The sequence below is a fragment of the Allobosea sp. GW821-FHT10B12 genome (genome assembly GCF_059415545.1).
Window position 1 is genome coordinate 327,191 of record NZ_JBWKNL010000005.1, and the last position, 24,691, is coordinate 351,881.

General features: G+C 65.5%; 23 protein-coding genes. 3 read left to right on the forward strand and 20 right to left on the reverse strand.

Features of this window, described 5'->3' with window-relative positions:
• Nucleotides 1–2: 2 nt before the first annotated feature.
• The 5 genes from AC07O0_RS19215 to AC07O0_RS19235 all read right to left on the reverse strand — a co-directional run bounded on the left by AC07O0_RS19215 (nt 3) and on the right by AC07O0_RS19235 (nt 5,317).
• Nucleotides 3–956 (reverse strand): Rossmann-fold NAD(P)-binding domain-containing protein, encoded by a 954-nt coding sequence (locus AC07O0_RS19215; RefSeq protein WP_494625280.1) that lies wholly within the window; start codon nt 954–956, stop codon nt 3–5.
• Nucleotides 957–1,267: 311 nt separating this feature from the next.
• Nucleotides 1,268–2,548, reverse strand: a complete 1,281-nt coding sequence (locus AC07O0_RS19220) for a TRAP transporter large permease (RefSeq protein ID WP_494625281.1) — start codon at nt 2,546–2,548, stop codon at nt 1,268–1,270.
• Nucleotides 2,545–3,123: a TRAP transporter small permease gene (locus AC07O0_RS19225; protein ID WP_494625282.1), complete on the reverse strand. Its 579-nt coding sequence runs from the start codon at nt 3,121–3,123 to the stop codon at nt 2,545–2,547. The genes AC07O0_RS19220 and AC07O0_RS19225 overlap by 4 nt, the downstream gene beginning before the upstream one ends.
• A 71-nt stretch (nt 3,124–3,194) precedes the next feature.
• Nucleotides 3,195–4,208: a TRAP transporter substrate-binding protein gene (locus AC07O0_RS19230; RefSeq protein WP_494625283.1), complete on the reverse strand. Its 1,014-nt coding sequence runs from the start codon at nt 4,206–4,208 to the stop codon at nt 3,195–3,197.
• A gap of 89 nt (nt 4,209–4,297) precedes the next feature.
• Nucleotides 4,298–5,317, reverse strand: coding sequence for a DctP family TRAP transporter solute-binding subunit (locus tag AC07O0_RS19235; RefSeq protein ID WP_494625284.1), 1,020 nt, complete (start codon nt 5,315–5,317; stop codon nt 4,298–4,300).
• Nucleotides 5,318–5,445: 128 nt separating this feature from the next.
• Here AC07O0_RS19235 and AC07O0_RS19240 point away from each other — a divergent pair, with 128 nt between their 5' ends.
• The 3 genes from AC07O0_RS19240 to AC07O0_RS19250 all read left to right on the forward strand — a co-directional run bounded on the left by AC07O0_RS19240 (nt 5,446) and on the right by AC07O0_RS19250 (nt 8,243).
• Nucleotides 5,446–6,204, forward strand: a complete 759-nt coding sequence (locus AC07O0_RS19240) for a FadR/GntR family transcriptional regulator (RefSeq protein ID WP_494625285.1) — start codon at nt 5,446–5,448, stop codon at nt 6,202–6,204.
• Nucleotides 6,205–6,206: 2 nt separating this feature from the next.
• The gene (locus AC07O0_RS19245) at nt 6,207–6,971 is read left to right on the forward strand and encodes an SDR family oxidoreductase (protein ID WP_494625286.1); all 765 of its coding nucleotides are present in this window, start codon (nt 6,207–6,209) and stop codon (nt 6,969–6,971) included.
• 72 nt (nt 6,972–7,043) lie between these two features.
• Nucleotides 7,044–8,243: a mandelate racemase/muconate lactonizing enzyme family protein gene (locus tag AC07O0_RS19250; RefSeq protein WP_494625287.1), complete on the forward strand. Its 1,200-nt coding sequence runs from the start codon at nt 7,044–7,046 to the stop codon at nt 8,241–8,243.
• Between the two features lie 78 nt (nt 8,244–8,321).
• Here AC07O0_RS19250 and AC07O0_RS19255 read toward each other — a convergent pair whose 3' ends face one another.
• The 15 genes from AC07O0_RS19255 to AC07O0_RS19325 all read right to left on the reverse strand — a co-directional run bounded on the left by AC07O0_RS19255 (nt 8,322) and on the right by AC07O0_RS19325 (nt 24,508).
• The gene (locus AC07O0_RS19255; RefSeq protein ID WP_494625288.1) at nt 8,322–9,620 is read right to left on the reverse strand and encodes an alpha-glucosidase/alpha-galactosidase; all 1,299 of its coding nucleotides are present in this window, start codon (nt 9,618–9,620) and stop codon (nt 8,322–8,324) included.
• 57 nt (nt 9,621–9,677) lie between these two features.
• A complete protein-coding gene (locus AC07O0_RS19260) occupies nt 9,678–10,520 on the reverse strand; it encodes a carbohydrate ABC transporter permease (RefSeq protein WP_494625289.1) in 843 nt (280 codons plus the stop codon).
• Nucleotides 10,521–10,530: 10 nt separating this feature from the next.
• On the reverse strand, nt 10,531–11,475 hold the full coding sequence (locus AC07O0_RS19265) for a carbohydrate ABC transporter permease (RefSeq protein WP_494625290.1): 945 nt from the start codon (nt 11,473–11,475) through the stop codon (nt 10,531–10,533).
• Nucleotides 11,476–11,486: 11 nt separating this feature from the next.
• Nucleotides 11,487–12,770 (reverse strand): ABC transporter substrate-binding protein, encoded by a 1,284-nt coding sequence (locus AC07O0_RS19270; RefSeq protein WP_494625291.1) that lies wholly within the window; start codon nt 12,768–12,770, stop codon nt 11,487–11,489.
• 50 nt (nt 12,771–12,820) lie between these two features.
• Nucleotides 12,821–13,894: a LacI family DNA-binding transcriptional regulator gene (locus tag AC07O0_RS19275; protein ID WP_494625292.1), complete on the reverse strand. Its 1,074-nt coding sequence runs from the start codon at nt 13,892–13,894 to the stop codon at nt 12,821–12,823.
• Between the two features lie 487 nt (nt 13,895–14,381).
• Nucleotides 14,382–14,777 (reverse strand): hypothetical protein, encoded by a 396-nt coding sequence (locus AC07O0_RS19280; RefSeq protein WP_494625293.1) that lies wholly within the window; start codon nt 14,775–14,777, stop codon nt 14,382–14,384.
• Nucleotides 14,778–14,779: 2 nt separating this feature from the next.
• Nucleotides 14,780–18,097 carry a DUF4781 domain-containing protein gene (locus AC07O0_RS19285; protein WP_494625294.1) on the reverse strand — a complete coding sequence of 1,106 codons (3,318 nt, stop codon included), beginning with the start codon at nt 18,095–18,097 and terminating at the stop codon, nt 14,780–14,782.
• Nucleotides 18,098–18,172: 75 nt separating this feature from the next.
• Nucleotides 18,173–18,847: a tetratricopeptide repeat protein gene (locus tag AC07O0_RS19290; RefSeq protein WP_494625295.1), complete on the reverse strand. Its 675-nt coding sequence runs from the start codon at nt 18,845–18,847 to the stop codon at nt 18,173–18,175.
• 138 nt (nt 18,848–18,985) lie between these two features.
• Nucleotides 18,986–21,100, reverse strand: coding sequence for a type III secretion system export apparatus subunit SctV (gene sctV / locus AC07O0_RS19295; RefSeq protein ID WP_494625296.1), 2,115 nt, complete (start codon nt 21,098–21,100; stop codon nt 18,986–18,988).
• On the reverse strand, nt 21,097–21,534 hold the full coding sequence (locus tag AC07O0_RS19300) for a hypothetical protein (protein ID WP_494625297.1): 438 nt from the start codon (nt 21,532–21,534) through the stop codon (nt 21,097–21,099). Before AC07O0_RS19300 ends, sctV begins: the two co-directional genes overlap by 4 nt.
• 2 nt (nt 21,535–21,536) lie before the next feature.
• Complete coding sequence (locus AC07O0_RS19305; protein WP_494625298.1) at nt 21,537–22,067, reverse strand: hypothetical protein; 531 nt, start codon at nt 22,065–22,067, stop codon at nt 21,537–21,539.
• Between the two features lie 21 nt (nt 22,068–22,088).
• The gene (locus AC07O0_RS19310) at nt 22,089–22,994 is read right to left on the reverse strand and encodes a SctD/MshK family protein (protein WP_494625299.1); all 906 of its coding nucleotides are present in this window, start codon (nt 22,992–22,994) and stop codon (nt 22,089–22,091) included.
• Nucleotides 22,995–23,151: 157 nt separating this feature from the next.
• Complete coding sequence (locus AC07O0_RS19315; protein WP_494625300.1) at nt 23,152–23,388, reverse strand: hypothetical protein; 237 nt, start codon at nt 23,386–23,388, stop codon at nt 23,152–23,154.
• A 74-nt stretch (nt 23,389–23,462) separates the two neighbouring features.
• The gene (locus tag AC07O0_RS19320) at nt 23,463–23,666 is read right to left on the reverse strand and encodes a hypothetical protein (RefSeq protein WP_494625301.1); all 204 of its coding nucleotides are present in this window, start codon (nt 23,664–23,666) and stop codon (nt 23,463–23,465) included.
• A 197-nt stretch (nt 23,667–23,863) separates the two neighbouring features.
• Nucleotides 23,864–24,508 carry a secretin N-terminal domain-containing protein gene (locus AC07O0_RS19325; protein WP_494625458.1) on the reverse strand — a complete coding sequence of 215 codons (645 nt, stop codon included), beginning with the start codon at nt 24,506–24,508 and terminating at the stop codon, nt 23,864–23,866.
• Between the last annotated feature and the right edge of the window lie 183 nt (nt 24,509–24,691).

Sequence of the window (24,691 nt, forward strand, 5' to 3'; positions counted from 1 at the left end):
CGTCAGCCGCCGGCCAGCTCCGCGCAAACCGCCTTTGCCAGGGCGATGTCCTGCACTGCCACGCCGGTCAGGTCGGCGATGCTGATCTGATCATTGCCGCGGCGTCCGCGCGAGGGATCGGCGATGATCTCGCCGAGCTCGACGAGACGGTTCGCAGGCAAACAGCCGGCAGCGATTGCATGGTGAACCTCGCCGCGCAGTTGGCTTTGCGCGCGGCTGTCGACCACGATGAGGTCGGCGAGGGCCAGCAGGTCGGGAGCAAGCTCGGCCTTGCCCGGCGTATCGGAGCCGACTGCGGTTATATGCGTCCCCGGCCGGACATGGCCGGCGAGCAGATAAGGTTCCTCCGCTGCCGTGGTCGTGACGATCAAATTTGCAGCCGCCGCCAGAGCCTCGACGGAGGAGGCCACGTCCGTCTCGAAGCCAAGCAGCGCGAGATCGGCCACGCAGCTTGCGACCTTGCGCGCATCGCGCGCCCAGACCAAGACGCGCCGACAGTCGGTGACGGCACGCAGGTGCTGTGCCTGTAGGCGCGCCTGAACGCCGGAGCCGCAGATGCCGATGCAACTGACGGCGTTCGGCGCGAGATATTTTGCTGCGACTGCCCCGGCCACGGCCGTGCGGACATTGGTCAGATGGCCTTCATCGAGCAGGACCTGCAACAGCAGACCGGTCTTCGCGCTGAAGACCAGCACGACTCCACCGAAGGGCGGCAAACCTAGGGCAGCGTTCCGCGGGAACCCTGTCGCGAGCTTGACCACGAAGACATCGTCGCCCCGGATTGCACCGTATTTGACGTGCATCTCACCTGGGGGGTCGGCGAACAGCAGTTCGCCGACAGGCGGCACGGCGACGTCGCCGCGCGAATAGGCCGCGAACGCTTCTTCGATGACCGCGATCAGATCGATCTTGCCGAGAGCCTTGCGGATGTCGGCCAAGTGAACGATCTCGGGCATGGTCCGATCCATTTATCTGATCGACCGGATCGGGGCTCCGGCAACGATGCGTCGGCGAGCATAACGCCCGCCCGATTCCAGCAATTGCTCTCGCTTCCGGCTCCGAGGGAAAATTCTGTTCGCGAATGGTGCGGCCAAGCTATTTTCTTGTTCGGCTCACTCAGGACAGTCACAGGCGATCAGCTCGGTGCAGGAAAGGACACGGTCGCGCGGATACCTTGAAATAGCCGATCGGCGGTTGTTCCGCGCCAGAAGCGGAAGTTGGCCGCTACCCGGACAGCGGACATCCCCCGGCGCGGGCGCCCCAGACCTCAGCGCGACATCCACGCCAGCGGCCACATCACGATCTGGGGGAAGATCACGAGCAGCACGAGCACGATGATCTGGGCGATCATGAACGGCATGACGCCCTTGATCACACCGGTCATCGGCACCTTGGCGACGCCACAGACGACGTTGAGGACGGTTCCTACGGGCGGCGTCACCAGCCCAATCGCGTTGTTCATGATGAACAGCACACCGAAATAGACCGGATCAATGCCGGCCTGCTTGACCACCGGCATCAGCACCGGCGTCATGATCAGCACCGTCGGGGTGAAATCGAGCGCTGTGCCGACGATCAGGACCAGCAGCATCAGCACCGCCGTCAGCAGCATCTTGTTGCCCATGAAGGGCTCGACCATGGCGGCGAGCTGCTGGGGGATGTTGGCGGTGGTGATGAGCCAGGCGGAAACGCCGGCGGCAGCGACCAGGAACATGATCACGGCCGTGGTCTCGGCGGCGCGGTACATCAGGCCGAACAGGTCGGGGATCTTGATCTCGCGATAGATCACGACGCCGACGAAGAGCGAATAGGCGGCGGCGATGACCGCAGCCTCGGTCGGCGTGAACAAACCGAATTTGAGGCCGCCGATGATGACCACCGGCAGGACCAGCGCCCAGAGCGCGTTGCGGGTCTCGGTCAGCCGCTCGGCCATGTTGCGCTTCGGCTCGACGCGCGGATTGTCGCGCTTGATGCTCCAGCGCCAGGCGAACATGATCGCCAGGCCCATCAGGACGCCTGGCACGATTCCGGCGATGAAGAGCTTGGTGATCGAGACGCCGGCGGTGACGCCGAAGATGATCATGCCGATCGATGGCGGAATGACCGGCGCGATGATGCCGCCGCAGGCGATGAGGCCGCAGGAGCGGTCGATATTGTAGCCGGCATTGCGCATCAATGGGATCAGCACCGAGGCGAGCGCCGCGGTGTCGGCCACGGCCGATCCGGACAGCGACGCCATGATCACCGCCGCGATGACTGCGACATAGCCGAGGCCGCCGCGGATATGGCCGATCCAGGCCATCGCCATCGTGATGATCCGGCGGGTCATGCCACCGGCGTTCATCAACTCGCCCGCCAGCATGAAGAAGGGCACGGCGAGCAGCGGGAAGCTGTTGGCGCCATCCCACATGTTCTGAATGATGATCTGCGGATCCGAGATGCCCATGTAGAGCATCATGGCGAGGCCGCAGCCGATCAGCGCGAAGGCGACCGGCATGCCGAGCGCCATCAGGCCCAGCAGCGAGATGATGAAGACGAAGACGATCACGACCTGGCTCCTCCGGCGGTGCCCGCCTTCATGTCACGCGCAGCCTCCAGCCCCTCGGCGAGGCCCTCCTCGTGCACGTCGATGAGTTCGTCGTCGCCGACCTCGCCACGCGCCAGGCGGATCAGGTTGGACAGGCAGATCAGGGCGATGGCGGCGCCGGTGACGTAGCTGACGCCATAGACCCAGAGCATGCTGATCTGCGCGACGGGCGAGGCGTTGCCGGCGATGATGTCGTGCTGCAGCCAGGTCCCGTAGAAGATGAACAGAGCGCAGATCAGCATGACGACTTGGCTGATCGCCCAGCAGACCTTGCGCCCGAGGACCGGCAGCGCCTGCACCACCATGTCGACGCCGAGATGGCTGCGCCGGTGCAAGCCGATGATGCCGCCGAGAAAGGTCATCCAGACGAAGGCGAAGCGCGGCATCTCCTCCGAGAGATCGATGCCGGTGTTGAAGAACAGCCGCAGCACGACGTTGCCGAAGACCATGACCAGCATCAGGGCCATGCACAGCACCAGGATGATCTCGATCAGGCGGTAGAAGCCGCTGACCGCGGTTGCGAGCAGATTGCCCATCGATCACCTCGCTTGGTGCGTGCGGAGAGTTCGGCCGGCTCACCCGAGCCGGCCATGCAGCTGCGGTCGCCTTACTTGGCGGCGCGCGCCTTCTCGATCTCGGCGGTGAAGCCGTCGACGAACTGCTCGCCGATCTGGCTCTTGAACTTGTCGACGACCGGCTTGACCTTGGCCTGGACCTTGCGCAGGTCCTCCGCCGAGACCTCGTTCACCGTCACCCCCGCTTCCCTGAACTTGCCGATGACGTCGCGGTCGCCCTCGTCGAGGAGCTTGCGCTGCAGCAGCCCGGCCTCGACCGCCGCCTTTTGGACACCGGCCTTGTCGCCGGCGGACAGCGTGTCCCAGAACTTCTTCGAGGCGACGAGCGCCACCGGCGTATAGACGTGGTTGGTGATGGAGATGTACTTCTGCACCTCCTGCATCTTGTTCGACCACATGTGCAGCAGTGGGTTCTCCTGGCCGTCGAGCGCCTTCACCTCGAGCGCCGTGAACACCTCGGAGAACGCCATCGGCACGGCGTTGGCGCCGATCGACTTCCAGGTGTCGAGCGCGACGGGGTTGGCCATGACGCGCAGCTTGAGCCCGGTGACGTCCTCGGCGGTCTTCACCGCGCGGCGGCTGTTCGACAGGTTGCGGAAGCCCATGCCGGTCCAGGTCAGGCCGACCAGCCCGCTCGGCTCGATCTTTTCGAAGATCGCTTTCACCGAGGCGCCGTCGAGGACCGCATAGACCTCCTTCTCGTTCTGGAAGAGGAAGGGCAGATCCCAGACCTGCACCTCCTTCACCCTTGTCGAGAGCGGCGCGAGCGTGCCGATGTAGAATTCCTGCGTGCCGGCCTGCACGGCCTGGAGCTGCTTCTCGTCGCTGCCCAGCATGGCGGAATGGAAGGCCTGCACCTTCACATTGCCATTGGTGTAGGTGCCGGCGAGCTCCGCGAACTTGTTCACGGCGGTGGCCTGCGGATGGGTGTCCGGCATGGCATGGCCGATCTTGGCCTTGACCTCGGCCAGAGCCGCGGTGGAGCCCAGCAGCGTCGTCGCCAGCAGCGCGGCGATTGCCGAACGCCGCGAAGTCGAAAGGATCATGACTGCCTCCCTGTTTCTGTCGTTGAATGCTTGCGCCCGGATGCGCTCGTGTCGTCTCGATCGGCCCGGCGGCGAAGCCGGGCAGGGTCTCATTTCCGCTGCTTCTTGATTTCGGCGTAGAAGTCGTTGACGAAAGCGGCGCCGATCACCTCGGAATTCTTCGCGATAACCGGCTCGATCGCCTTGCGGATGGCGTCGAGCTCGGCCGGCGGCATCTCGACCGCCGCCATGCCCTTGGCCTTGAGCTCGTTCAGCACCTCGCCGGCCTCGCGCAGCTCGGCCTCCCTCTGGAAGGTGCGCGTCGCCTCCGCTGCGGACTGGATTGCGGCCTGCTGCTGCGGCGTCAGCGAGGTCCAGAACCGCTTCGAGGCGAGCAGGGCCACCGGCGTATAGACGTGGTTGGTCACCGTCAGGTGTTTCTGCACCTCGAACATCTTGTTGGCGTACATGTCGACGAAGGGATGCTCGTAACCGTCGAGCGCCTTCGTCTCCAGCGCCGTATAGACCTCGGTGAAGGCCATCGGCACGGCGTTCATGCCCATGGCGTTGAAGCTCGCCAGCGCCATCGGGCTCTGCATGACCCGGACCTTCAGCCCCTTCATGTCGGCGAGCGAGGCGATCGGGCGCTTGCTGTTCGAGAGGTTGCGGAAGGCACCGCCGGACCAGGCCAGGCCCTGGAGGTTCATATCGGCGAGGTTGTCGAGCAGGCGACGGCCGGCCGGCCCGTCGAGCACGGCCGCGGCTTCCGCATCGCTGGCAAACAGAAAGGGGAAGTCGAAGATCTGGAGCTCTTTCTTGCGCGCCGCGATCGGCGAGAGCGCGCCCATGTAGAAGTCGATCGTGCCCGACTGGGTGGCGATCAGCATCTTCTCTTCGGAGCCGAGCGCCGCATTGCCGAAGACCTCGACCTTGACGCTGCCATTGGTCGCCTTGGCGACCTCCTCGGCGAAGCGCTTCATCGCTGTGGCGCGCGGGTGGGCATCGGCGAAGGAGTGGCCGAGTTTGGCTGTCTTTACATCCTGAGCAGAGACCGGCGCGACATGAGCCGCAGCGATGGCCGCCCCTGCGGCGAGGCTGGCGAGCACGGTCCGGCGCGTTTGGTGGAACATGGAGACCTCCCGTGGGGCGCGCTTGATGTCGCTCTGTTGGCGGCGCCGATAAGTTCCCATAACGCTGCAGATGTCAGGTTGTCAAACAACTGATAGCATGACAATATAGGGCAACATCGGGAAACGCCATGCAGCTGTCATCGATCGGATCCAGACCCAACCTCGCCAGCGACGCCGCCGCCGCTTTGGCGAAGTCGATCAGGACCGGCGCGCTGCAACCTGGCGCGCGCCTGCCCTCGGAGACCGAGCTCGCGCGCCAGCTCGGCATCAGCCGGCCGGTGGTGCGCGAGGCGATCGCCTTTCTGCGGGCAGACGGCATCGTCGAAAGCCGGCGCGGCCTCGGCCTGTTCGTCAACCAGCAGGATTCGCTGCGCCTGCGACGCACCGAGATCGAAGCGTCAGAGCAGTCGATCCTGCAGTTCCTCGAATTTCGTCTCGGCATGGAGGTCGAGGCGGCGCAGCTTGCCTCCCTGCGCCACACGCCGGAGGATCTGGCGCGGATGGAGGCCGCCGATGCTGCGCTGAACGCGGCCGACGATCTCGGCGAGGAGAGCGCCCAGCACGATCTGGCACTGCACCTTGCCATCGCAGCCGCTGCACAAAACCCGCTGTTCCTGAACGTGCTGCAGTTCGTGTCGAGCCCGCTGCTCAATTCGATCCAGAGCATGCGCAACAAGGACCGCGGCGAAGCCTCGAACATTGCGATCCGCCGCGCCGACCATGCCGCGATCCTCGACCGCATCCGGGCGCGCGATCCGGCCGGAGCCGGAGAAGCAATGCGCAAGCACATCGGCGAATCCTATCGCCGCTACGCCTCGCAGATCACCACAGGCGGCCCACCGCCAGTCCATCCCGCGCTTCAGACGATAGCGCCCCAGGAACGCTGAACGTGAACAAGCTGTTCGACCTTTCCGGGCGCACCGCGCTCGTGACCGGCTCGTCACGCGGCCTCGGCCGCGCCATGGCCGAAGGGCTCGCCACTGCGGGCGCTACGATCATCCTCAACGGTGCCGACCAGGGCCGGCTCGACGAGGCTGTCGTCGCCCTCACGGCCGCCGGCCATAGCGCACGTGGCCTGCGCTTCGACGTGACCGACGAGGCAGCGGTCGTCGCGGCATTCGAGGCGCTCGATGCGGAGGGCGTCGCGGTCGACATCCTCGTCAACAATGCCGGCATCCAGTTCCGCAAGCCGATGCTCGAACTCCAGACGAGCGACTGGCAGCGTGTGATCGACACCAATCTGACCAGCGCCTTCGTCGCCGGCCGCGAGGCCGCCCGGCGCATGGCCAAACGCGGCCGCGGCAAGGTCATCAATATCGGCTCGCTGACCAGCGAGCTCGCCCGCGCCACCGTGGCGCCCTACACGGTGGCGAAGGGCGGCATCAAGATGCTGACCAAGGCGATGGCGGCCGAATGGGGCGAGCTCGGCATCCAGGCCAACGCGATCGGCCCCGGCTACATGCTGACCGACATGAACCAGGCGCTGATCGACAATCCGACCTTCGACGCCTGGGTCAAGGGCCGCACGCCGGCCCGGCGCTGGGGCCGGCCGGACGAGCTCGTCGGCACCTGCGTCTACCTCGCCTCCTCGGCTTCCGACTATGTCAGCGGCCAGATCATCTATGTCGATGGCGGCATGATCTCGGTGCTCTAGGCCACCAGGCAATCCAACAACGAGGTCGATGCGCCAGGCGCGCGACCAAAATGAAATTCAGGGAAAAGCGCCATGAAGATCACCGCCATCGAGACGATGCGGACCGAGGAGTTCGCCAACGTCCTGTGGGTGCGGGTTCACACCGATGCAGGCGTCATCGGCCTCGGCGAGACCTTCTATGGCGCAGGCGCCGTCGAGTCGCATCTGCACGACACGCTGTCGATGCGCCTGCTCGGCAAGAACCCGCTGCATATCGAGGCGCTGCATCGCGAGATGTCGAACCTGCCGATGGCGCAGGCGTCGACCGGCGTCGAGTCGCGCGCCACCTCGGCCGTCGACATCGCGCTCTGGGACATCTTCGGCAAGGTCTGTGGCCAGCCCGTGCACCAGATGCTGGGTGGCCTCTGCCGCGACAAGCAGCGCATCTACAACACCTGCGCCGGCTACAAATATGTGCGCTCGCACAACATCAAGCCGGTCTCGACCTGGAATCTCGGCGAGTCCGCAGGGCCTTACGAGGATCTCGACGGCTTCATGAACCGCGCTGACGCCGTCGCCGAAAGCCTGCTCGAAAGCGGCATCACCGCCATGAAGATCTGGCCGTTCGATCCGCCCGCGATCGAGAACCAGGGCCTCTACATCACGCCGGAGCAGATGAAGAAGGCGATCGAGCCCTTCGAGAAGATCCGCAAGGCCGTCGGTGACAAGATGGAGATCATGGTCGAGTTCCACTCGCTCTGGAACCTGCCGACTGCGATCAAGATCGCCCGCGCGCTCGAGCCCTATAATCCGAGCTGGTACGAAGACCCAATCCGGATGAACTCGCCGCAGGCGCTCGCCGAGTTCGCCCGCTCGACGACCGTCTCCGTGACGGCGAGCGAGACGCTGGGCTCGCGCTTCCCCTACAAGGACATGCTCGACCGCGACGCCATGCATGTCGTGATGGCCGATCTGTGCTGGACCGGCGGCCTGACTGAAGGCCGCAAGATCGCGGCGATGGCCGAGACCTATCACCGACCCTTCGCGCCGCATGACTGCATCGGCCCCGTCGGCTTCATTGCGGCGATCCACGCCTCGTTCAGCCAGCCCAATACGCTGATCCAGGAGTCCGTCCGAGCCTTCTACACCGGCTGGTACAAGGAGCTCGTCACCGAGATGCCGGTGTTCGAGGACGGCTATGTGCTGCCGATGGAAGGCCCCGGGCTCGGCGTCGAATTGCTGCCCGCCGTCTTCGAGCGCTCCGACCTGACCGTGCGCCGCTCGACGCTTTGAGGCCCATTCCGGCCGTCGCCGCGATGGCGAGACGGATTGGCGACATCGGCTCGATACTGTTCCGGGGACCTGCGAAATTCAGGCCGCATCCCTCCATTTCGGCAATGCATCGCCATGGGCAGCGATGAGTTCGTCGACCATGCGCCGGGTTTCCTGCAATGACAGAACGCTCGCGGCATGGCGGTCGAGCGCTGCGGCACGATGTACGCGCTCGCGGTCGCCGTCGAGCGCCGCACGCACCGTCAGGTCCTGGACGAAGACATGGGGCACGCAATGCGCCGCCAGCTCCGGCGGCAGCGTGCCGGCATGGCAGGGGCGCAGGCCGTTGCGATCGACGATCACCGGCACCTCGACGCAGCAGCCTTCGGGCAGATTGTCGATCAGCCTGGTGTTCTCGACATTGCCGTAAATCACGGTCGGCTCGCCGGTCACCATGGCGCGGATGATCAGGGAGCCGTATTCGTCGCTGCGCTCCAGCGGGAAGGCCTCGCCGGCCAGGAGCTTGCGACGCGTCTCGGCGTAGCGGCCGAGATTGCGGACGCTGCGCCGGACATACTCGTCGACCGGCACGTCGTATTGCGCAATCTGGTCGTCGCGGCGCAGAAAATACGGGGTGTATTCGGCATTGTGCTCGCTGGATTCGCTGACAAACCAGCCGAGCGTGCGCATCAGCTCGAAGCGGACCTTGTCCCTGGCGTAGATCTCCGGATCGGCCATCGCCTGGCGCAGCGCCGGATAGGCGTCCTTGCCATCAATCTGGAGCTTAAGGAACCAGGTCATGTGGTTGATACCGGCGCAGTCATAGCTCAGCCGCGACTGCTCGACGCCAAGATAGCTCGCAAGATCGCGCGCCGTGTGCTGGACGTTGTGGCAAAGGCCGACGACGCGCTGCTCGGGATAGGCCTTGTAGACCGCCCAGGTCAGGATGCTCATCGGGTTGGTGTAGTTCAGCAGCACGGCGTCGGGGCAGAGCTCGCGCATGTCGGCGACGAGATCGAGCATGAAGGGGATGGTACGCAGGCCGCGGAAGATGCCGCCGATGCCGACCGTGTCGGCGATCGTCTGCTTCAGCCCGTATTTCCGGGGTATGTCGAAGTCGAGCAGCGTCGCCTCGTGCATGCCGATCTGGACCATGTTGATGACGAAGTCGCAGCCCTCGAGCGCGCGGCGCCGGTCGAGATGCTCCTCGACGACCGCATCGGCGCCGAACTGCTTAGCGGTCCAGCGCGCCATCATGCCGCCGGTCTCGAGCCGCTCGGGATCGATGTCGTGCAGCGAGATCACGACGCGGCCGAGCTCGGTGAAGTTCAGGATGTCGGTCAGCAGGTTCTTGACGAAGACAGCGCTGCCCGCGCCCATCATGGCAATCTTGACCACCGGTCTTTCCCTTTCGAAACGTCGATACTGGATGGTCCGCGCTTCTGCGCGGGCCGGTCACTTGAGGCCGGAGCCGGAGATGCCCTGGACGAAATAGCGCTGGAACAAGGTGAAGATGATCAGCATCGGCACCAGCGAGAGCAGCGCGATCGCCATGATCATCGACCATTCGGTGTTGAACTGGCCGCGGAGCAGATTGAGGCCGAGCTGTACAGTGTACATCTCGTGCTTCATCATCACGATCAGCGGCAGGGCAAAATCGTTCCAGCGCCACATGAAGGTGAAGATCACCAAGACGGCGATGATCGGCTTCGAGAGCGGCACGACGATCTTGAAGAAGATCTTCAGCTCGCTGGCGCCATCGATGCGGGCGGCCTCGAGCAATTCGTCGGGGATCGAAACCATGAACTGGCGCACCATGAAGATGCCGAACGCCTCGGCCGCGCGCGGCAGGATGACGCCCCAGTAGTCGCTGAGCAGGCCGAGCTCGGAGACCACCAGGAAGAGCGGCACGATGATGACCTGGAACGGGATCATCAGTGCCGACAAGACCGCCAGGAAGAGGATGTCGCGACCGGCGAAGCGGAACTTGGCGAAGGCGTAGCCGCAGAGCAGGTTGATCGTCACCGTGATCACCACCGCGATCACGGTGATGACCAGCGAGTTCATCGCCCAGTGCAGGAACGGCACGCGCCCGATCGCGTCAGTGAAGTTCTGCCAGACGAAGCTCGACGGGACGAGGCCGGCAGTGCCGCTGAAGACCTCGTCCTTCGGTCGCACGGCGGTGGCGAACATCCAGTAGACCGGGAAGACCATGATCCCGGCCCCCGCGACGAGGAGCAGCCAGATGCCCGTGGTCTCGAGGCGCCCTGTCAGGGCGCGGGTGGTTCCCGCGATCATGAAGGAGCCCTCATGCCACGTCCTCGACCCGACGGTTCACCCGCCATTGCAGCAGGGTGAAGATCAGGATCATCACGAACAGGACCATGCCCATGGCGCTGGCATAGCCCATCTCCGAACCGACGAAGGCGGCCTGGTAAATGTACTGGACGATCATCGTCGTCGAGAAGCCGGGGCCACCGCCGGTCATCACATAGATCAGGTCGAAGACCTGGAAGGAGTGGATCACGCCCAGGATCAGCAGGAGGAAGGTGGCCGGCCGCAGCAGCGGCCAGGTGACGAAGCGGAATTGCTGCCAGCGGCTGGCGCCGTCCATCTGGGCGGCATCGTAATAGGTCGGCGAGATCGACTGCAGCGCGGCGAGGTAGACCACCATGCAGAAGCCGACCCTAACCCAGAGCGAGGTGACGATCAGCGAGAACAGCGCCCAGCGCGGCGAGGACAGCCAGGCGACGGGTCCGATCCCGACCTGCTGCAGCAGGCTGTTGATGACGCCGTAATTGTCGTTGAAGAGCCAGGCCGCGATCACGGCTGTCGCCACATTGGAGATCACGACCGGCAGGAAGAAGACGCTGCGCAGGAGGGTGCGGCCAAGGAGATCGCGGTTGAGGGCGAGCGCCAGCACCAGGCCGATGGCGAGGCTCATCGGTACGGTGGCGATGGAGTATATCGCCGTATTGCTCAGCGACTGCCAGAACAGCGCGTCATTGGCGAGCCGGGCATAGTTCTCCAGCCCGATATAGCGCGGCGTGTCGATCAGGCTCCATTCCCGCAGGCTGATGTAGAACGCATAGAGCAGCGGGAAGAAGACGAAGACCGAGAACAGCGCCATGTTCGGGGCGATGAACAGATAGGGCGTCAGCTGGTTGCGCTTGGCTTGCAGCCAGTAGCGCCGTGCATCGGCCGCCGAAGGCCGGCTAACCGCCGGCCCTCTCAGGTTTTCCGCGAACGCCATCACCGCCGCCATCAGACCAGCAGCGTGGAGCGCACGTGCTTCTCGATGTTGGCGACGGTCGCCGTCGGCGACTGGCCGGAGGTGAAGGCGAGTTCGAGCTCATCGGCCAGCTTGGCGTTGAAGCGGTCCCAGGTCGGCAGGACGATGGTGCTGACCAGATGCTCCGGCACGGTTGCCGACTGCTCGAGGAAGACCTTCATTTCCTCGTTGCGGATGTCGTAGACGAGGCCCTTGTCCTTCAGCGATTTCCGTACCGGCAGGAACTGCGCCTTGGTGACGAACTCGCGCATCGCCTCTTCAGCGACCATGAACTTGACGAAGTCGGCCGCGACGTCCGGGCTCTTGCTGTCGCGCGAGACCGCGAGGGCATTGCCACCGAGATCGGCCGCCATCGCCACGTCGCGCGGCAGATAGGTGACGCCCCATTTGAACTTGGCCTGGTCCTGGATGAAGGGAATCTGCCAGTCGCCGTGCAGCAGCATGGCGATCTTGCCGGTGGCGAACAGGTTCTGCACCGGTTCGGAGCTTTTCAGCGAGGTGTTGGGCGGGACGAGCGCGTCCTTGAACCAGCTCTGGGTCCATGCGACGGTCTCGGCCGCCTCCTTCGTATTGATCTGCGGGCCCTTGAGCTCGTTGTCGAGCAGTTGCCCGCCATGCTGGTAGAGATACATCAGCCAGCGATAGGCGTTGGAATTCTGCCAGTTCATCGCGAAGGCGTAGTTCAGCCCGGCCTTCTCCTTGGCCAGCTTGGCGGCGCCGATGAACTCCTGCCAGCTCCAGCTCTTGTCGAGGCTTTTGGGCGCCTCGATGCCGCACTTCTCGAAGATCTCGGCGTTGTAGAACAAAGCGAAGGTGTCGGTGTGATGCGGCAGGGCATGCGGCTTGCCCTTGATGGTCGAGGCGCGCCAGACCGAGGGCAGAAAGTCCTGGCCGAAGCCGGCATCGAGATATTGCGACAGGTCGATCGCCGCGCCGCTCTGCCCGTAGCGCCCGATGCGCTGATACTGGGCGCGGAAGATGTCCGGCGCCTGTTTGCCGGCGAAGCGGGTGTCGAGCTGCTGATAATACTGGCCGCTCGGGACGACCTCGAGCTTGATGGCGACGTTGGGATTGCGGGCCTTGTACCGCTCGATCTGGGCGTTGAAGGCGGCGACCTCGGCGGGCGAACCCCAGGAGGTCATGGTCAGCGAAGCGGCCTTCTGGGCGCTCGCTGCACCAAAGTACATGCCGGTCCCGGCGCCGATGCCGGCGCACAGGCTCGTCTTCAGGAAACTGCGCTTAGTGATGGTCGCCATCGTTTCGATCTCCCTGGGTTTTTTTATCGTTTGAACGTAGTGGGGCGTCGTCAGGCTCCCTCCCCGTCTGTGACGGTGCGGACGCCGCCGCAGGATTCGCGTACCAGCAGGCGCACCGGCAGAACCTGCTCGCGTGGCGGTTCGGCCTCGCCTTCCAGCCGGCCGATCACCGCCTCGACGGCGAGCCGGCCGATATCGGCGCGGGAATAGTCGACCGTGGTCAGCTCCGGCGTGACGAAGCCGCCGAGCGCGATGCCGTCGAAACCGACGACCGCCATCTCCTCCGGCACGCGCACGCCATGCTTGCGCAGCGCATGCAGCGCGCCGACTGCCATCTGGTCGCTGTAGACGAAGACGGCACTCGGGCGCTCGTCCTGCGCCAGCAGGTCCTCCATCGCCGAGAAGCCGCCGGCGAGACTCGGCTCCGCCATCGCGACGAGCTGCGGATCGGCGGTGATGCCAGCGTCCCGCAGCGCCTGTGCATAGCCGTCCGAACGCTCACGCCGCTTCAGCAGGCGCTGCGAGGCGCTGCCGATATGGGCGATGCGGCGATGGCCGAGATCGATCAGGTGCCGGGTCGCGATATAGCCGCCCCGCTCCAGATCGACGCGTACCGCCTGGATCGCCGGATCGGGACTGTGGTGCTGCATGACCACGATCGGCATGCCGTTGTCGGCGAGCTTCTTCAGGTCGGCGGCGAGATCGGCGGGGGGAGCCGCGACGATGACGCCATCGGCGACGCCGCCCGAGAGCAGCGAGTAGGCCCGTCGGTGCACCTCGTCGAACTTCGCCGACATGATGTTCAGCGAGTAGCCGCGCTCGAGGGCGGCGGCATGGGCGGCGCCGATGATCTCGGCATTGTAGAAGCTGTCGAGCGTATAGAGCAGCAACGCGATGACGTTTGTGCGCCAGCGCCGCAGCGAGCGCGCCGCATGGCTCGGCTGATAGCTCAACCGGGCGGCGGCGTCGGCCACGCGAGCCCGCGTCTCGGCTGAGATGCCGAGTTCCCCGCCGCGATCATTGAGAACGAGGGAGACGGTGGTCCGCGAGACGCCGGCTAGCTTGGCGACTTCCGCACTGGTGGCGCGGCGGCTGGTTCGCTCCTGCGGAAGCCCGCGCTTCACCAAACTCTCCCTAAAACATTAGCTAACACGATTTAGATTGAGGTTAAATGTCAACTCGTCCCCCTGTCAAGGCCTGCAGGATGCGCGCGCTTTCGCTGCTGAGGAGAATTCCGGGGCGCGCGTTACTGGGCAACTTGTTCGATGTGCGCGATCGGTTGAGGTTTAGCTCCGATCAATGCCTGTATCCTCGATGGTTCCCACCTCCCCTTGGAGTGCCGTCGGCTTCCTGCGTTTTTTGCCGAGACAGCCCCATTCCGCGTACGACATCGACGGCGCTTCTCGACCTGGAAGCCGTATCAGACCGTGAAAGGGCCGCTTCGAACTACAGCGCAATCGTGGTCTTCGATCGCAGCCCAATTCCCAGCGAAGCGAGGGAACGGAAGTCGAGACCCGAGGATCAGATTCATGAGCCGTAGATCGCTGACGCCTGTCGATCGAATAGAACTGCGTCCTGCACTGACCTCCTGATCAGCCAGCAATCCAGTCCCTATGTCGGCCGCATCTCTTCGGCCAGCGTGGCGAGATTGGCAGGGGTCACCTTCCAGCGTAGCGGGTCGGCATAGTCGTAATCGATCGTGATCTTGCCGCTCGCGCGGCTGATCTGCACCAGTGCGGTCTTCCAGCTCTCGCCATCGGGCTTCTGCATCGCCCTGCAGAGCGCCTCGAACTTGTCGGCGAGCGGGCCGGAGCCAATCCCGGCGGGACGAGGCTTGCCGCCATCCTCATAGGCGTAGCCGCTGATCTGCACGGAGCCCCCGGCGACGATGGCCGTGACCGCAAGGCTGTCCCAGCGATCGTCCTGGCCGGTCTGTTCCGCGACGATCCGCGCGCCGATCTCGTGGACGAGCGCCGTGGCGCGGTCGTAATCAGTCTCGATCGTCATGCTCACTGCTCCACCAGAAGCCGCCGCATCTCGGCCGTGACATCGACCCTGCCACGGCGGGTGCGGGCGACGTTCGGATTGGTGCTCACGGCCTCCTCGAAGCCGCTGAAGCTCTGGTCCTGCTCGTTCTTGAACCGGGCGAAGTTACGATACACCATCTCGCCGGTCTCAGGATTGATCACCTCATAGGTGACCTCGACATTGTCCGGCCTGGCAGCGCCCCATTGCAATTGGTTGTCCGTGCCGCGCGTGCCGACCTCGACCTTGACGCGCACCTCGCCGCCGGCCTCGACCCATTGCCGCATCTCGGTTTCGAACTGGGTGTAGATTTGCTGGTTGAACTGCGAGTTCTGCGGGAACATGTTGACCAGCCCCTGATCGTGCAGGAACTGGTAGCCGATGATGTGGCCGCCATTGTCGTTGGCGGGGAACTCGCCAGTGCGCCCGCCCTCATGGCCGACATTTGCGGTGAGCTCGTTCTCCTCGTTCGGGCGCTCCTTCTTCGGCGGGATATGCCGGATGGTCGCCTCGGCGCGGACGGTCTCGTGATTGTCGTTGACCGTCCAGGTGACCTCGTTCCGCGTCGCCGGATCATCGCCGACCGTGCGTGTGGTCGCCCCGACCGGCAGTTGCTGGCGCTCGGCCGCCGTGTCGCGCTCGGCGAAGTTCGTATTGCGCGCGGCGATGTTGGCGTGGGCCGGATCGCGCACCATCGATTCGACATCGGCCGCGAGTTCGTCGAGGTGCTGGCGGTCGACGTCATTGGCCTGGCCGAGTTCGGCTCGGCGTGTCGCAGACAGGTTGGGATCGTCGAGCTCGGCGGCGCGCTCGCTCATGCGCTGGCGCACCTTGCCGATGTCGATCTGCGCAGCCCAGCCGAGCGTGCCCGGCGGCGGCTCGCCATGGCCGGCGAAGATCGCGCCGAGCTGGCCCTCCAGTGTCAGGCTGCGCTGGATGTTCTGGGCGGTCGCGACATGCAGGTCGATATCGGCCTGGCTCGCCTGCGGCCCGTGGCGGATGCCCTGCACGACGCCGGTGTTAGGGTCATAGTCGATCCGGACCTCGTTGCCGGGCAGAGCCGGGTCGGGCCTGACGCCGGGCGGCAGCGAGCGCAGCACATTGTCGCGGATAGCGACGGGGTTGAACATGTCGCCCGGCCGCGAGCCGCTGGCGCGTGCGCCGGCGACGGTCGCAGCGCCCCAGAAGCCCATCGAGAGCAAGGCGGTCGCGCGCTCGCCGCCCGACATCTCGTTCCAGTTGCGGGCGAGGTCGATGCCCTGATTGGCGATCGCCGCAGTGTCGACAATGGCGGCGCTCGCCTGGAGATAACCATGAGCGGAGGCTTCGAGCGGCGCGATCGCCCGCCCCGCACGGCCGAGCTGAGCAAGCCGCGCCGCGCTGCCGAAGGCGCCGACCGAGAGCGCGCTGGCGCCGAGATTGAGCCAGAGATTGCGCGCTTCGCTGTCCTCCAGCGGGTTGATCGACTGCCCGTGCTGCGAGCGGTCGAGCAGTTCGCTGCCGCTGCGATAGGCGCCCCAGGCGCCGGCCCCGACCGCAACCGCTCCGGCGCCGACGACGACCGGCGTCGCCAGGCCGCCCGAGCCGACGATCAGGATGCCGCCGGCGATGACGCCACCGACCAGCGCAGCGGTGTCGAGCGCGCCCTCAAGGTGCTCGCCGAAGCTGTCGACGGTCTCCGGCGTGTTGCCCTCGCCGAGCCTGACCGCGCCATTCTCGTCAGCGGTCAGATGGCCGCCCTCGGGATAGGTCATGTGACCGGGTGGCAGCTTGTTGTTCTGCCGCCAGTCGTCGAAATTCTCGTAACGCCGGCCGGTATTGTCGACGAAACGCTCGGCGCCGGAGGCATCGGTGACACGGAACAGCGGCAATTGCACCGGCCCGGTCTCGCCGCTCGAATAGGTCACGGGCAGCACGGTGACGTTCGGCGCATCACCGCCGACGGCGCGGATCTGGTCGCTGACAGCCCGCACCGCCGCGGCATGATCGCCGCTGCCGTAATAGGAGAATTCGCCGCGCGCTGCGCCCGCTTCGGCCGCCTCCGGGCTCTTGCCCTCCGGCACGGTCGGCGGCAGGCCCATGGCGAAGCCGACGGTATTGTCGAGATCGCTGCCGGCGTATCGCTGCGGCGCGTCGCCCCGACTGGTCAGATATTGTCGCGCGACGTCCTGGGCTTCAGGCCGGACGATCGCCGGATTGGTCCAGGGATCGTCGGTCGCCTCCAGCGTCTGCGCATTGATGGCGGGGTCCATGCGGACGCGGGCGAGCGCGTTGACGCGCGCCTCGAGCGGAACGGCCTCGCTGGCGGCAAAGAGTTGACGGCCCTGGCTGGTGTTGAGAATGCCGGTCAAACGTTCGGCGTCAGCATTCTGACGCGTGGGATCGTCCGGATGCCATTCGCGCGCCAGGGCTCGACCAAGTTGCTGCGGCAGGTCGCCGGACATCTGACCGTAATCGGTGAGGGTCGCAGCGGCGAAGGCGTTCTGGACGAAAGCGCTGGTCGCTTCGCTCGGCGGGCCTTCGTTCAGCGCCTGCAAGGTCCGCGATAGCATCAGCGAGCCGCCCATGGCCGGGGCGTTCGGAGCGGTCGCGAGCGCGCGGGCGAAATCGCCGGCGGCCTGTGGCGGCAGCGCGCTCACCATCTCGCGCAAGGGCCGCAGATCCTGCGGCTCGTCATAGGCCAGCCCCGAAAGAGCGGTGACGGCGCTGTCGGCGACGGCGCCCGCCTGTGCCCGTTCGCGCCAGGTTTCGTCGGCCGGCCGATTGGCGAGGGTGCGGTTCATCTCGCCGGCGCGCAGGGCGAAGCGCTCAGCCACGACGCCGCGTAGTTCCGGCGCGTCGCCGAGATTGGTGGCGAGCCTGTGCGCCCCGCCCGGACCATCGCCGCGCCCGGCCGCCCAACGATCGAGCATGCGGTCGACGAGATAGGCCTGCTCGGGACGGTCGAGGCCGCCGAGCCGGCTGCCGCCACGCAGCGCTTCGACGACCTTGTCGTTGCTGTCGGTGCCACCAATGCCGAGGAAGCCGCCGCTATGGTCAGACTCATTGTCGACCCAGCTGTCGATTTCGCGCCGGCGCACCTCGCTGGGATCGACCTCGGGCGCTGCCGACTTCTGCTCTTCGGACGCCGGATCGTCCTGCCGGGCAGGCGCCGCACCGGGAACCAGCGCCGCCTGGTTCACCGCACGGTCGAAGGCGGCGGTCTCGTTGGCTGCCACCTTCTCGCCGGACGCCGATGTGTCGCCATTGCCTGCGGGCCGTGTGCGTTCGGTGTCGGCAGCGGCAACGGCGGAAGCGGTCATGGCCGGTATCCTTGCGATCTCGACGGCGGGACCGCCCGAGCCTAGGCGGCCAAGCTGATCGCAAGCTGACCCGGCTCAGGTGCCTGGCGCGCGCTGCCTTGCCATGGCGAGCGCCAGGCTCTGCCTCGCGCTTGGTGGTGCATCCGGTTCGCGCACAAGCGGACGCAGGATCGCGATCGCCTCCTGTGCGTGACCGTCGAGAGCCAGCGAGCGGCCGAGATTGTGCCTGACCATCTGGTTCTTCGACTGGCCGCGCAGTGCCTGGCGGTAGAGCGCTTGGGCCTCCTTGTGCTGCCCGCCGCGGTCGAGAACGACGCCCTTGGCGTTCAGCAGGCGCAGTTCGCCGGGCGCCGCGGCGAGCCCGTTGTCGAGCGTCGCCACGGCCTCGGCCGGCTTCTCCTGCGCCAGGTCGATCTGGGCGAGTTCGACCCAGGCATCGACATTGCGTGGCTCGAGGGCAAGCGCCTCACGCAGAGCAGTCCGGGCGCCGTCGAAGTCGCGCTTTCGCTTGAGAATCTGCGCGAGCTCTAGACGTGGCGAGGCGGCCTCGGGCTGCTCCTGCGCGAGCTGACGATAGCGGCTCTCGGAGGCGCCGCCCGTCTCGGGTTGCTCGACGGCGCGGGCGATGCGCACCAGCATGGCGTCGTCGATGTCCTTCGCTCCGAGCAGGTCCGGCGGCGGCGTCTCGACGACCGAGAGCTTTGGCTTGCTGTCGGTGTCGAGGCAACCGCCGAGCGCGAGCGTGAGCATCAGGCAAGCCAGAGGCCGGATGGGTAATCTCTTGCGTGGCGATGGGGCGGGCGCCGCGGTACCGGGTTCTGCAACCAACAGGCTCTTTCCTTCCAATCCATTGCCGCCGACACGGCGGCAATCCTGCCGTGCTCTTCCTCAGCCGGCTGCGGCGAGCGCGTTGCGGGCCTCCTTGGCGGGTAGCACCGGCGTATGGTCCCGGCCCGCCGTGAGCTTGACGGAGCCGACCGGCTGGATCGTGAAATCGGAGGCGAGATCCTGATAGGACAGGACCGCGAGATCGATCCCGTTGCGGGTCAGGAAGCCGCGCACGAACCGCCTTATGTCCATCGAAGCCAGGATGACCGGAGGAATCTGACCCGGTTTTATGGTCGCATGGATTTGACGCATATGTGACAGGAGCTTCTCGCTCTGGCGATCGTCGAGCACCAGATAGGGCCCGACCGCCGTGTCGCGCACCGCGCCGCGCACGACATCCTCGGTCTCGCGCTCGATGATGTAAGCCGGCACCACCCGGTGGACGTTGGCATAGCGATGGCAGATCTGCCGCTTCAGCCCGGCGCGGACATATTCGGTCAGCAGCACGACGTTCTGCTCGCGCTCGCCCCACTCCGCCAGCGCCTCGAGCACCAGACGGGTGTTGCGGATTGGGATACCTTCGTCGAGCAGGCGGCGCAGCACATCCGCGACGCGCGGGATCGGCATGATCCGCAGCACCTCCTTCACCAGATCGGCATATTCCTGCTCCATCCGGGCGAGCAGCAGACGCGTCTCCTGAATGCCTACGAAGCGCTGGGCATAGCGAGTCAGCGCCGCATGGATGCGCATGGCCAAGACCTCTCCGGCATCGTGATAGCCGATGCCGGCGATGGCGAGCGCCGGCCCGTGCCGGCTCTCGATCCAGACCTTGCCGGTCTCTGGATCATGGCGGAACGGAATGCCGCTCAGCTCCATATTGGCGATGTCGTCGGTCAGCAGCAGCTGCTCCGGCTCGATCGTATCCTGCTCGACCGGCACGCCCTCGACATCGATGCGGAACTCACCCGCCGGCAGCCTCTGATCAAGCTGAACCGGGATGCGCGGGATCATGATGCCGAGATCGGCGGAGACCAGGCTGGATACGCGGGCGATGTGCCGCTGCAACCCATCCGTATCGATGGTGCTGACGAGGTCCGGCGCCAGGAAGAGCACGATCGGCAGGGCTTCCGGCGGCAGCGGCGACGGCTTGCCGCGCTGGGCCGCGGATGCTGTCGCCGCAGCCGTGGCGCCCGCCGGAGCTTCCTTCGGCGGCCGGTTGATGAAGCTCGCCGCAGCGAAGATCGCGGCAAGGATCAGGAAGACCGGCGTCGGGAAACCGGGAATGAAACCCATCGCGACCAACACGCAGGCGGCGACGCGCAGCGCGCGCGGCGAGGCCGTGAGCTGCAGCGCGATATCGGTGCCGAGATTGACCTTGGCCGAACCGCTGACGCGGGTGACGATCGTCGCCGCGGTAATAGAGAGCAGCAGCGCCGGGATCTGGGCGATGAGCGCATCGCCGATGGTGAGCAGCGTGTAGTGATGCAGCGCCGCGTCGAAGGACATGCCCTTCGACAGCATGCCGATGGTGATGCCGCCGAGCATGTTGATGAAGATGACGACGAGGCTGGCGATGGCGTCGCCTTTCACGAACTTCATCGCGCCATCCATCGCGCCGTAGAGCTGGCTCTCGCTTTCGAGGTTCGAGCGCTTGGCGCGCGCTTCGCCCTGCTCGATGTCACCGTTTCTGAGCTCGGCGTCGATCGCCATCTGCTTGCCGGGCAAGGCATCGAGGGTGAAGCGGGCCGCGACCTCGGCGACGCGCTCCGAGCCCTTCGCGATCACGATGAACTGCACCAGCGTCACGATCAGGAAGATGACGATGCCGACGACGATATTGCCGGCGATAACGAAGTCGCCAAAGGTGTGAATGATGCTGCCAGCGTCGCCTTCCGACAGGATCAGGCGGGTGGTCGCGATGGTCAGCGACAGCCGGAATACCGTCGAGATCAGGATGACGCCCGGCAGCGAGGAGAAATCCATCGGGCTCGCAATGTAGAGCGCGACCATCAGCAGCAGGATGGCGAAGCCGAGATTGAAGCCGATCAGCGCGTCAATGAGCATGACCGGGATCGGCATGATCATCATCGCGATGGCGAGCAGCAGCATCAACGCGACCATCAGGTCGGGATTCGCCGGGGCCCGGCCGACGAAGCTGCGCAAGGTCGCGATCATCGGCGGCTCCCGGTTTCTCGCAGCTGGGCAGTGGCGCGCAGCGCGACATAGTCGCGGAACGCCGATCTCGCCTCGTCCATCCGTCCGGCGCGGCGCAGCGCATGGCTGCGCAGCAGGATCAGCGGCTGACGCGATTCCGGCTGGTCGTCGAGCGCCTCGAGCCGGTCGAGCACCCCGAGCGCCTCTTCCCCGGCGCCATCGGAGACGAGGCCGTAGGCGAGGATGCGCAGCAGTCCGACATCGCGCGTTTCCTCATGATCGAGCAGGCGCAGCAGGGCGAGGCCAGGCGCATTCTGCCCGCAGGCGAGGTGGACATAGGAAAGGGCGCAGATGAGGTCACGCTCCTGCCCGGAAACAGGCACGACGTCGCCAGTGAGCGCGGGATGCTCCTGAAGCTCGGCTTCGCGCAGCGGCGACAGGCTCCGGACGGTCATGCTCAGCCCTCGATCAGGCTGTTGCGGTGCTGACGCAGCAAGGCGAGCCGCTTCAGCTCCTGCTGGATCACGAACACGCCCTCGCGCACGACCGTGTCGTCAGAAGACGAGAAGGTCCCGGCGAGATGCTCAAGCAAGGCGTTGTGGTTCTCGGCCAGCAGCACTTCGGGGTGTCGCAGGCGCGGCATCACGAAGGACAGGAGGCCGGCTGCGAGATTGCGGCCGTAGAGCGAGGCCAAAGCTGCGCGCGGATCGAGCTGGGCGAGCGAGGCGCGCATCTCGTCGAGATGGATGCGGGTGACGGCATCGACATCCTGCGCCGACAGCGCGGCCTCGATGGCGAGGTCGAGCGGCATCTCCTGGGCATCCGCCTCGCGGATCTGCGAACGCCCCCTGTCGCCGCCGCCCGCACGCACGCCGTTGACCCGCGCGCCCTCTGCGGACGTCGGAAGGGTGTCGGAGCGCGGCGTATGATCGTCGAGCCCCTGGCGGGACGGGCTGTCTGTCCGGATCGGTCGGCGCGGCAGCTTCATGGCTGGCGTATCCGGTGACGCTCAATAGCGAACGGCGGCGAGCCGGCCGTCGCGGCTCAGCAGCACCCGGTCGCCCTCGATCCGGTGGATCGTCCAGCCATCGTCGAGCATGGCGCCGACGAAATACTTCTGGCCCCGCACCAGGAGGTGAGGTTGCGCGCCCTGCCAGACCGCTTCGACCGCGATCGAGGACGGCAGTTTCTCCTCCTTCACCGCGACACCGTTCACCAGCGTCAGGCCGCCGGTATAGCGCCGGTCGAACCATTGCTGGAGCTTTTGCCACTCCGGCACCAGCGACGGCTCGATCGTGCCTTCGGCGGCGACGACGCCCGGTCCGGAGCCAATTCTGATATTGAGCAGCCCGGCCTTCTCGACCTCGACCTGCAGCGCCTGCGCCGCGGCGCTCGAACCGGCTTCGTCGGGACGTGCAGAGGCGAATTTGCGTGCTGCCGACATGTCGCTCGCGCCAGCGGAGGAGGCAGCCGGCGAACGGGCATCGGCATTGGCGCCATAGATGAATGTCAAGGTGCCCGCGATGGCGAGGAACGCCAGCAAAGCCGCAGCGAGCGTCGTCGCAGACGCCAGACGCGCAGCACCTGAATTTGCTGGCTGGTTTCGAGACTCGTCAAACCAGCGGATCGACATCGCGCCCAGCTGAACCAGCGCCGGCAGCGCAGCTTCCGCGGCTTCCCCTGGGGCGATCTCGCCGACACCTTCGAGCAGGACGCCTGGCGCCAACGCTTCGATCAGGATACGTCCCGGTTCGAGCGTGACACGCAGGTGGTTTGGCTCTAGGCCTTGTTCGACGAAAACGAGATCAGCACCGACGCCGCTACCGATCACGAGCGTCCCGGCGCCCGTCGTTTCGCTGAGGCCGACATAGTGGCCCGATTGCACCTCGAACTGGAAGGGCGCGGTCTCGTTCACGACAGTCTCCTCAATGCCGACGGGAGCACGTACAGCAACTGTACGGCCCGCTTCGCATTCGCAGGGTCTTCATGGTCGGGGCACACACGCCAGCGGCGCGACATGGTCGGGCTGTCTGCGAAAGGGGCGGCCTATGGCCGCCCCTTTCGCTTGCAACTTACTGGACGCGCTCGTCGGCGACCTTCTTGTCCGAAGAGAGCTGCGTCGAGATCATGCGCATATGGATGCTCTTGGCCTGCGCCTCTTCGCTGACGCGCTTCAGCTCGGCGATCTGGGAGTCGAAATTGCTGGCGCCGCCGGCTCCGCCGGTACCACCGGTCTGACCGCCACCGCCATTGCCACCGACCAGACCGTTCAGAGCCCCGCCGACGAGGCCGCCAATATTGAAGGACATGTCATTTCTCCTGGGTTTGAGTTCGAACTCGCCGCTTGAAGCGACTGCAATGGCCACCGGCCGGAACGCCCGGTTCAGGCGTCCTCTTCCGTCTCGGCCATCACCTCGTCGAAGTCGGCCATGGCATCGTTCGCGATCTGCATCGCGAAAGAGCTGAGGGCTTCTTCGAAGGCTTCGGCCTGGCCGGAGCCTTGAGAGTTGCCGCCGCCGTCGATCGCTCCGCCAACCGCGCCGCCGATGGCGGATCCGATCGGGCCACCGAAGATGCCGCCGACCACGCTTCCGATTGCTCCCAGCATCGGGCGCTCCTTCGTTCGCTTGTGCGGATCGCGGATGCGGCCCGCATTGACCATGCTCACGTGGGGGACGGTAGGTGGGTCAGCTTTCGAGAAGCTGACGAGGTTCAGGAAAATAATATGCCGGCTAATCTAATTGCCAGCAACCGCGCATGCCGACACCGACAGCGCTGGTCTCTCTATTGAGAGCCCTGCCGTTGCTCGAGCACTGGTGCGCGCACGATGCCGTCAGGTCGCGGAGCCTCGGTGGAATACTGCGTCTCGACTCGGCCGTTGCGAACCATCGTGGCCGACCCACCACGGAACAGCATGAGCACACTGTCCTGCGGAGGACGCTGGACTTCGATGCTGCGCGGACGGGCCTGAGCTTCCGCGACCATGCCGTTGAGCACCTGTTCCGCCAGGGCGACAAAGCGTGGCGGGCCGGATGCCAGGACGAGGCCGTTACCCGGGGCCGGGCGAACGACGAAACGGTCATCGGAGATGCTCAAGGCCTCCAGCGTGGTCCTGAATGTATCGAAATCGATAGGAGCTAGGACGAGGAGCCGACTCTGGGCCTCCTTTGCGGCGGTGACGTAAAGGACAAGGCCATCGAAATACCATTGCAGATTATAGAGTTTCGCCAGGTGATCGAGAAACTCTCGTGGCCGCAACTCCGGCATGCGGCCGCGGATGCGACCTTTCACTTCGCTGCTGACATTCACCTTAAGGTTGAGGTTGCTGCCGAATTCCTGGAGGGCATTGGACAGTTCCTGATCAAGAACGGTGTAGCTATATGGCGTATCCGGTAGATTGAGCGGCGCTGAAATCGATGAAACAGCCATCGTAATGGAAGATATTCCGATCGTGACACAAGTTATTGCCGCCTTCATCGAAATTAAATTCAAAGGCATTTCGGGATTCCACCGATAATCAGATCGAGCATGTCTGCAATTCGCAGTTTGTGGCGTGATTATGGTCTTTGGATGACGAGCCGTCATGCGCATGTCCGTCAGCTTCCCGTCAGC

Bases quoted from the DNA above. Each gene is read 5' to 3' on its own strand.
- AC07O0_RS19240 (WP_494625285.1), top strand. From the start codon at position 5,446: ATGCAGCTGTCATCGATCGGATCCAGACCCAACCTCGCCAGCGACGCC.
- AC07O0_RS19250 (WP_494625287.1), top strand. From the start codon at position 7,044: ATGAAGATCACCGCCATCGAGACGATGCGGACCGAGGAGTTCGCCAAC.
- AC07O0_RS19280 (WP_494625293.1), bottom strand. From the start codon at position 14,777: ATGACGATCGAGACTGATTACGACCGCGCCACGGCGCTCGTCCACGAG.
- AC07O0_RS19285 (WP_494625294.1), bottom strand. From the start codon at position 18,097: ATGACCGCTTCCGCCGTTGCCGCTGCCGACACCGAACGCACACGGCCC.
- AC07O0_RS19260 (WP_494625289.1), bottom strand. From the start codon at position 10,520: ATGATCGCGGGAACCACCCGCGCCCTGACAGGGCGCCTCGAGACCACG.
- AC07O0_RS19325 (WP_494625458.1), bottom strand. From the start codon at position 24,508: ATGGCTGTTTCATCGATTTCAGCGCCGCTCAATCTACCGGATACGCCA.
- AC07O0_RS19225 (WP_494625282.1), bottom strand. From the start codon at position 3,123: ATGGGCAATCTGCTCGCAACCGCGGTCAGCGGCTTCTACCGCCTGATC.
- AC07O0_RS19265 (WP_494625290.1), bottom strand. From the start codon at position 11,475: ATGGCGTTCGCGGAAAACCTGAGAGGGCCGGCGGTTAGCCGGCCTTCG.
- AC07O0_RS19215 (WP_494625280.1), bottom strand. From the start codon at position 956: ATGCCCGAGATCGTTCACTTGGCCGACATCCGCAAGGCTCTCGGCAAG.
- AC07O0_RS19305 (WP_494625298.1), bottom strand. From the start codon at position 22,067: ATGAAGCTGCCGCGCCGACCGATCCGGACAGACAGCCCGTCCCGCCAG.
- AC07O0_RS19300 (WP_494625297.1), bottom strand. From the start codon at position 21,534: ATGACCGTCCGGAGCCTGTCGCCGCTGCGCGAAGCCGAGCTTCAGGAG.
- AC07O0_RS19270 (WP_494625291.1), bottom strand. From the start codon at position 12,770: ATGGCGACCATCACTAAGCGCAGTTTCCTGAAGACGAGCCTGTGCGCC.
- AC07O0_RS19315 (WP_494625300.1), bottom strand. From the start codon at position 23,388: ATGTCCTTCAATATTGGCGGCCTCGTCGGCGGGGCTCTGAACGGTCTG.
- AC07O0_RS19290 (WP_494625295.1), bottom strand. From the start codon at position 18,847: ATGCTCACGCTCGCGCTCGGCGGTTGCCTCGACACCGACAGCAAGCCA.
- AC07O0_RS19235 (WP_494625284.1), bottom strand. From the start codon at position 5,317: ATGTTCCACCAAACGCGCCGGACCGTGCTCGCCAGCCTCGCCGCAGGG.
- AC07O0_RS19230 (WP_494625283.1), bottom strand. From the start codon at position 4,208: ATGATCCTTTCGACTTCGCGGCGTTCGGCAATCGCCGCGCTGCTGGCG.
- sctV (WP_494625296.1), bottom strand. From the start codon at position 21,100: ATGATCGCGACCTTGCGCAGCTTCGTCGGCCGGGCCCCGGCGAATCCC.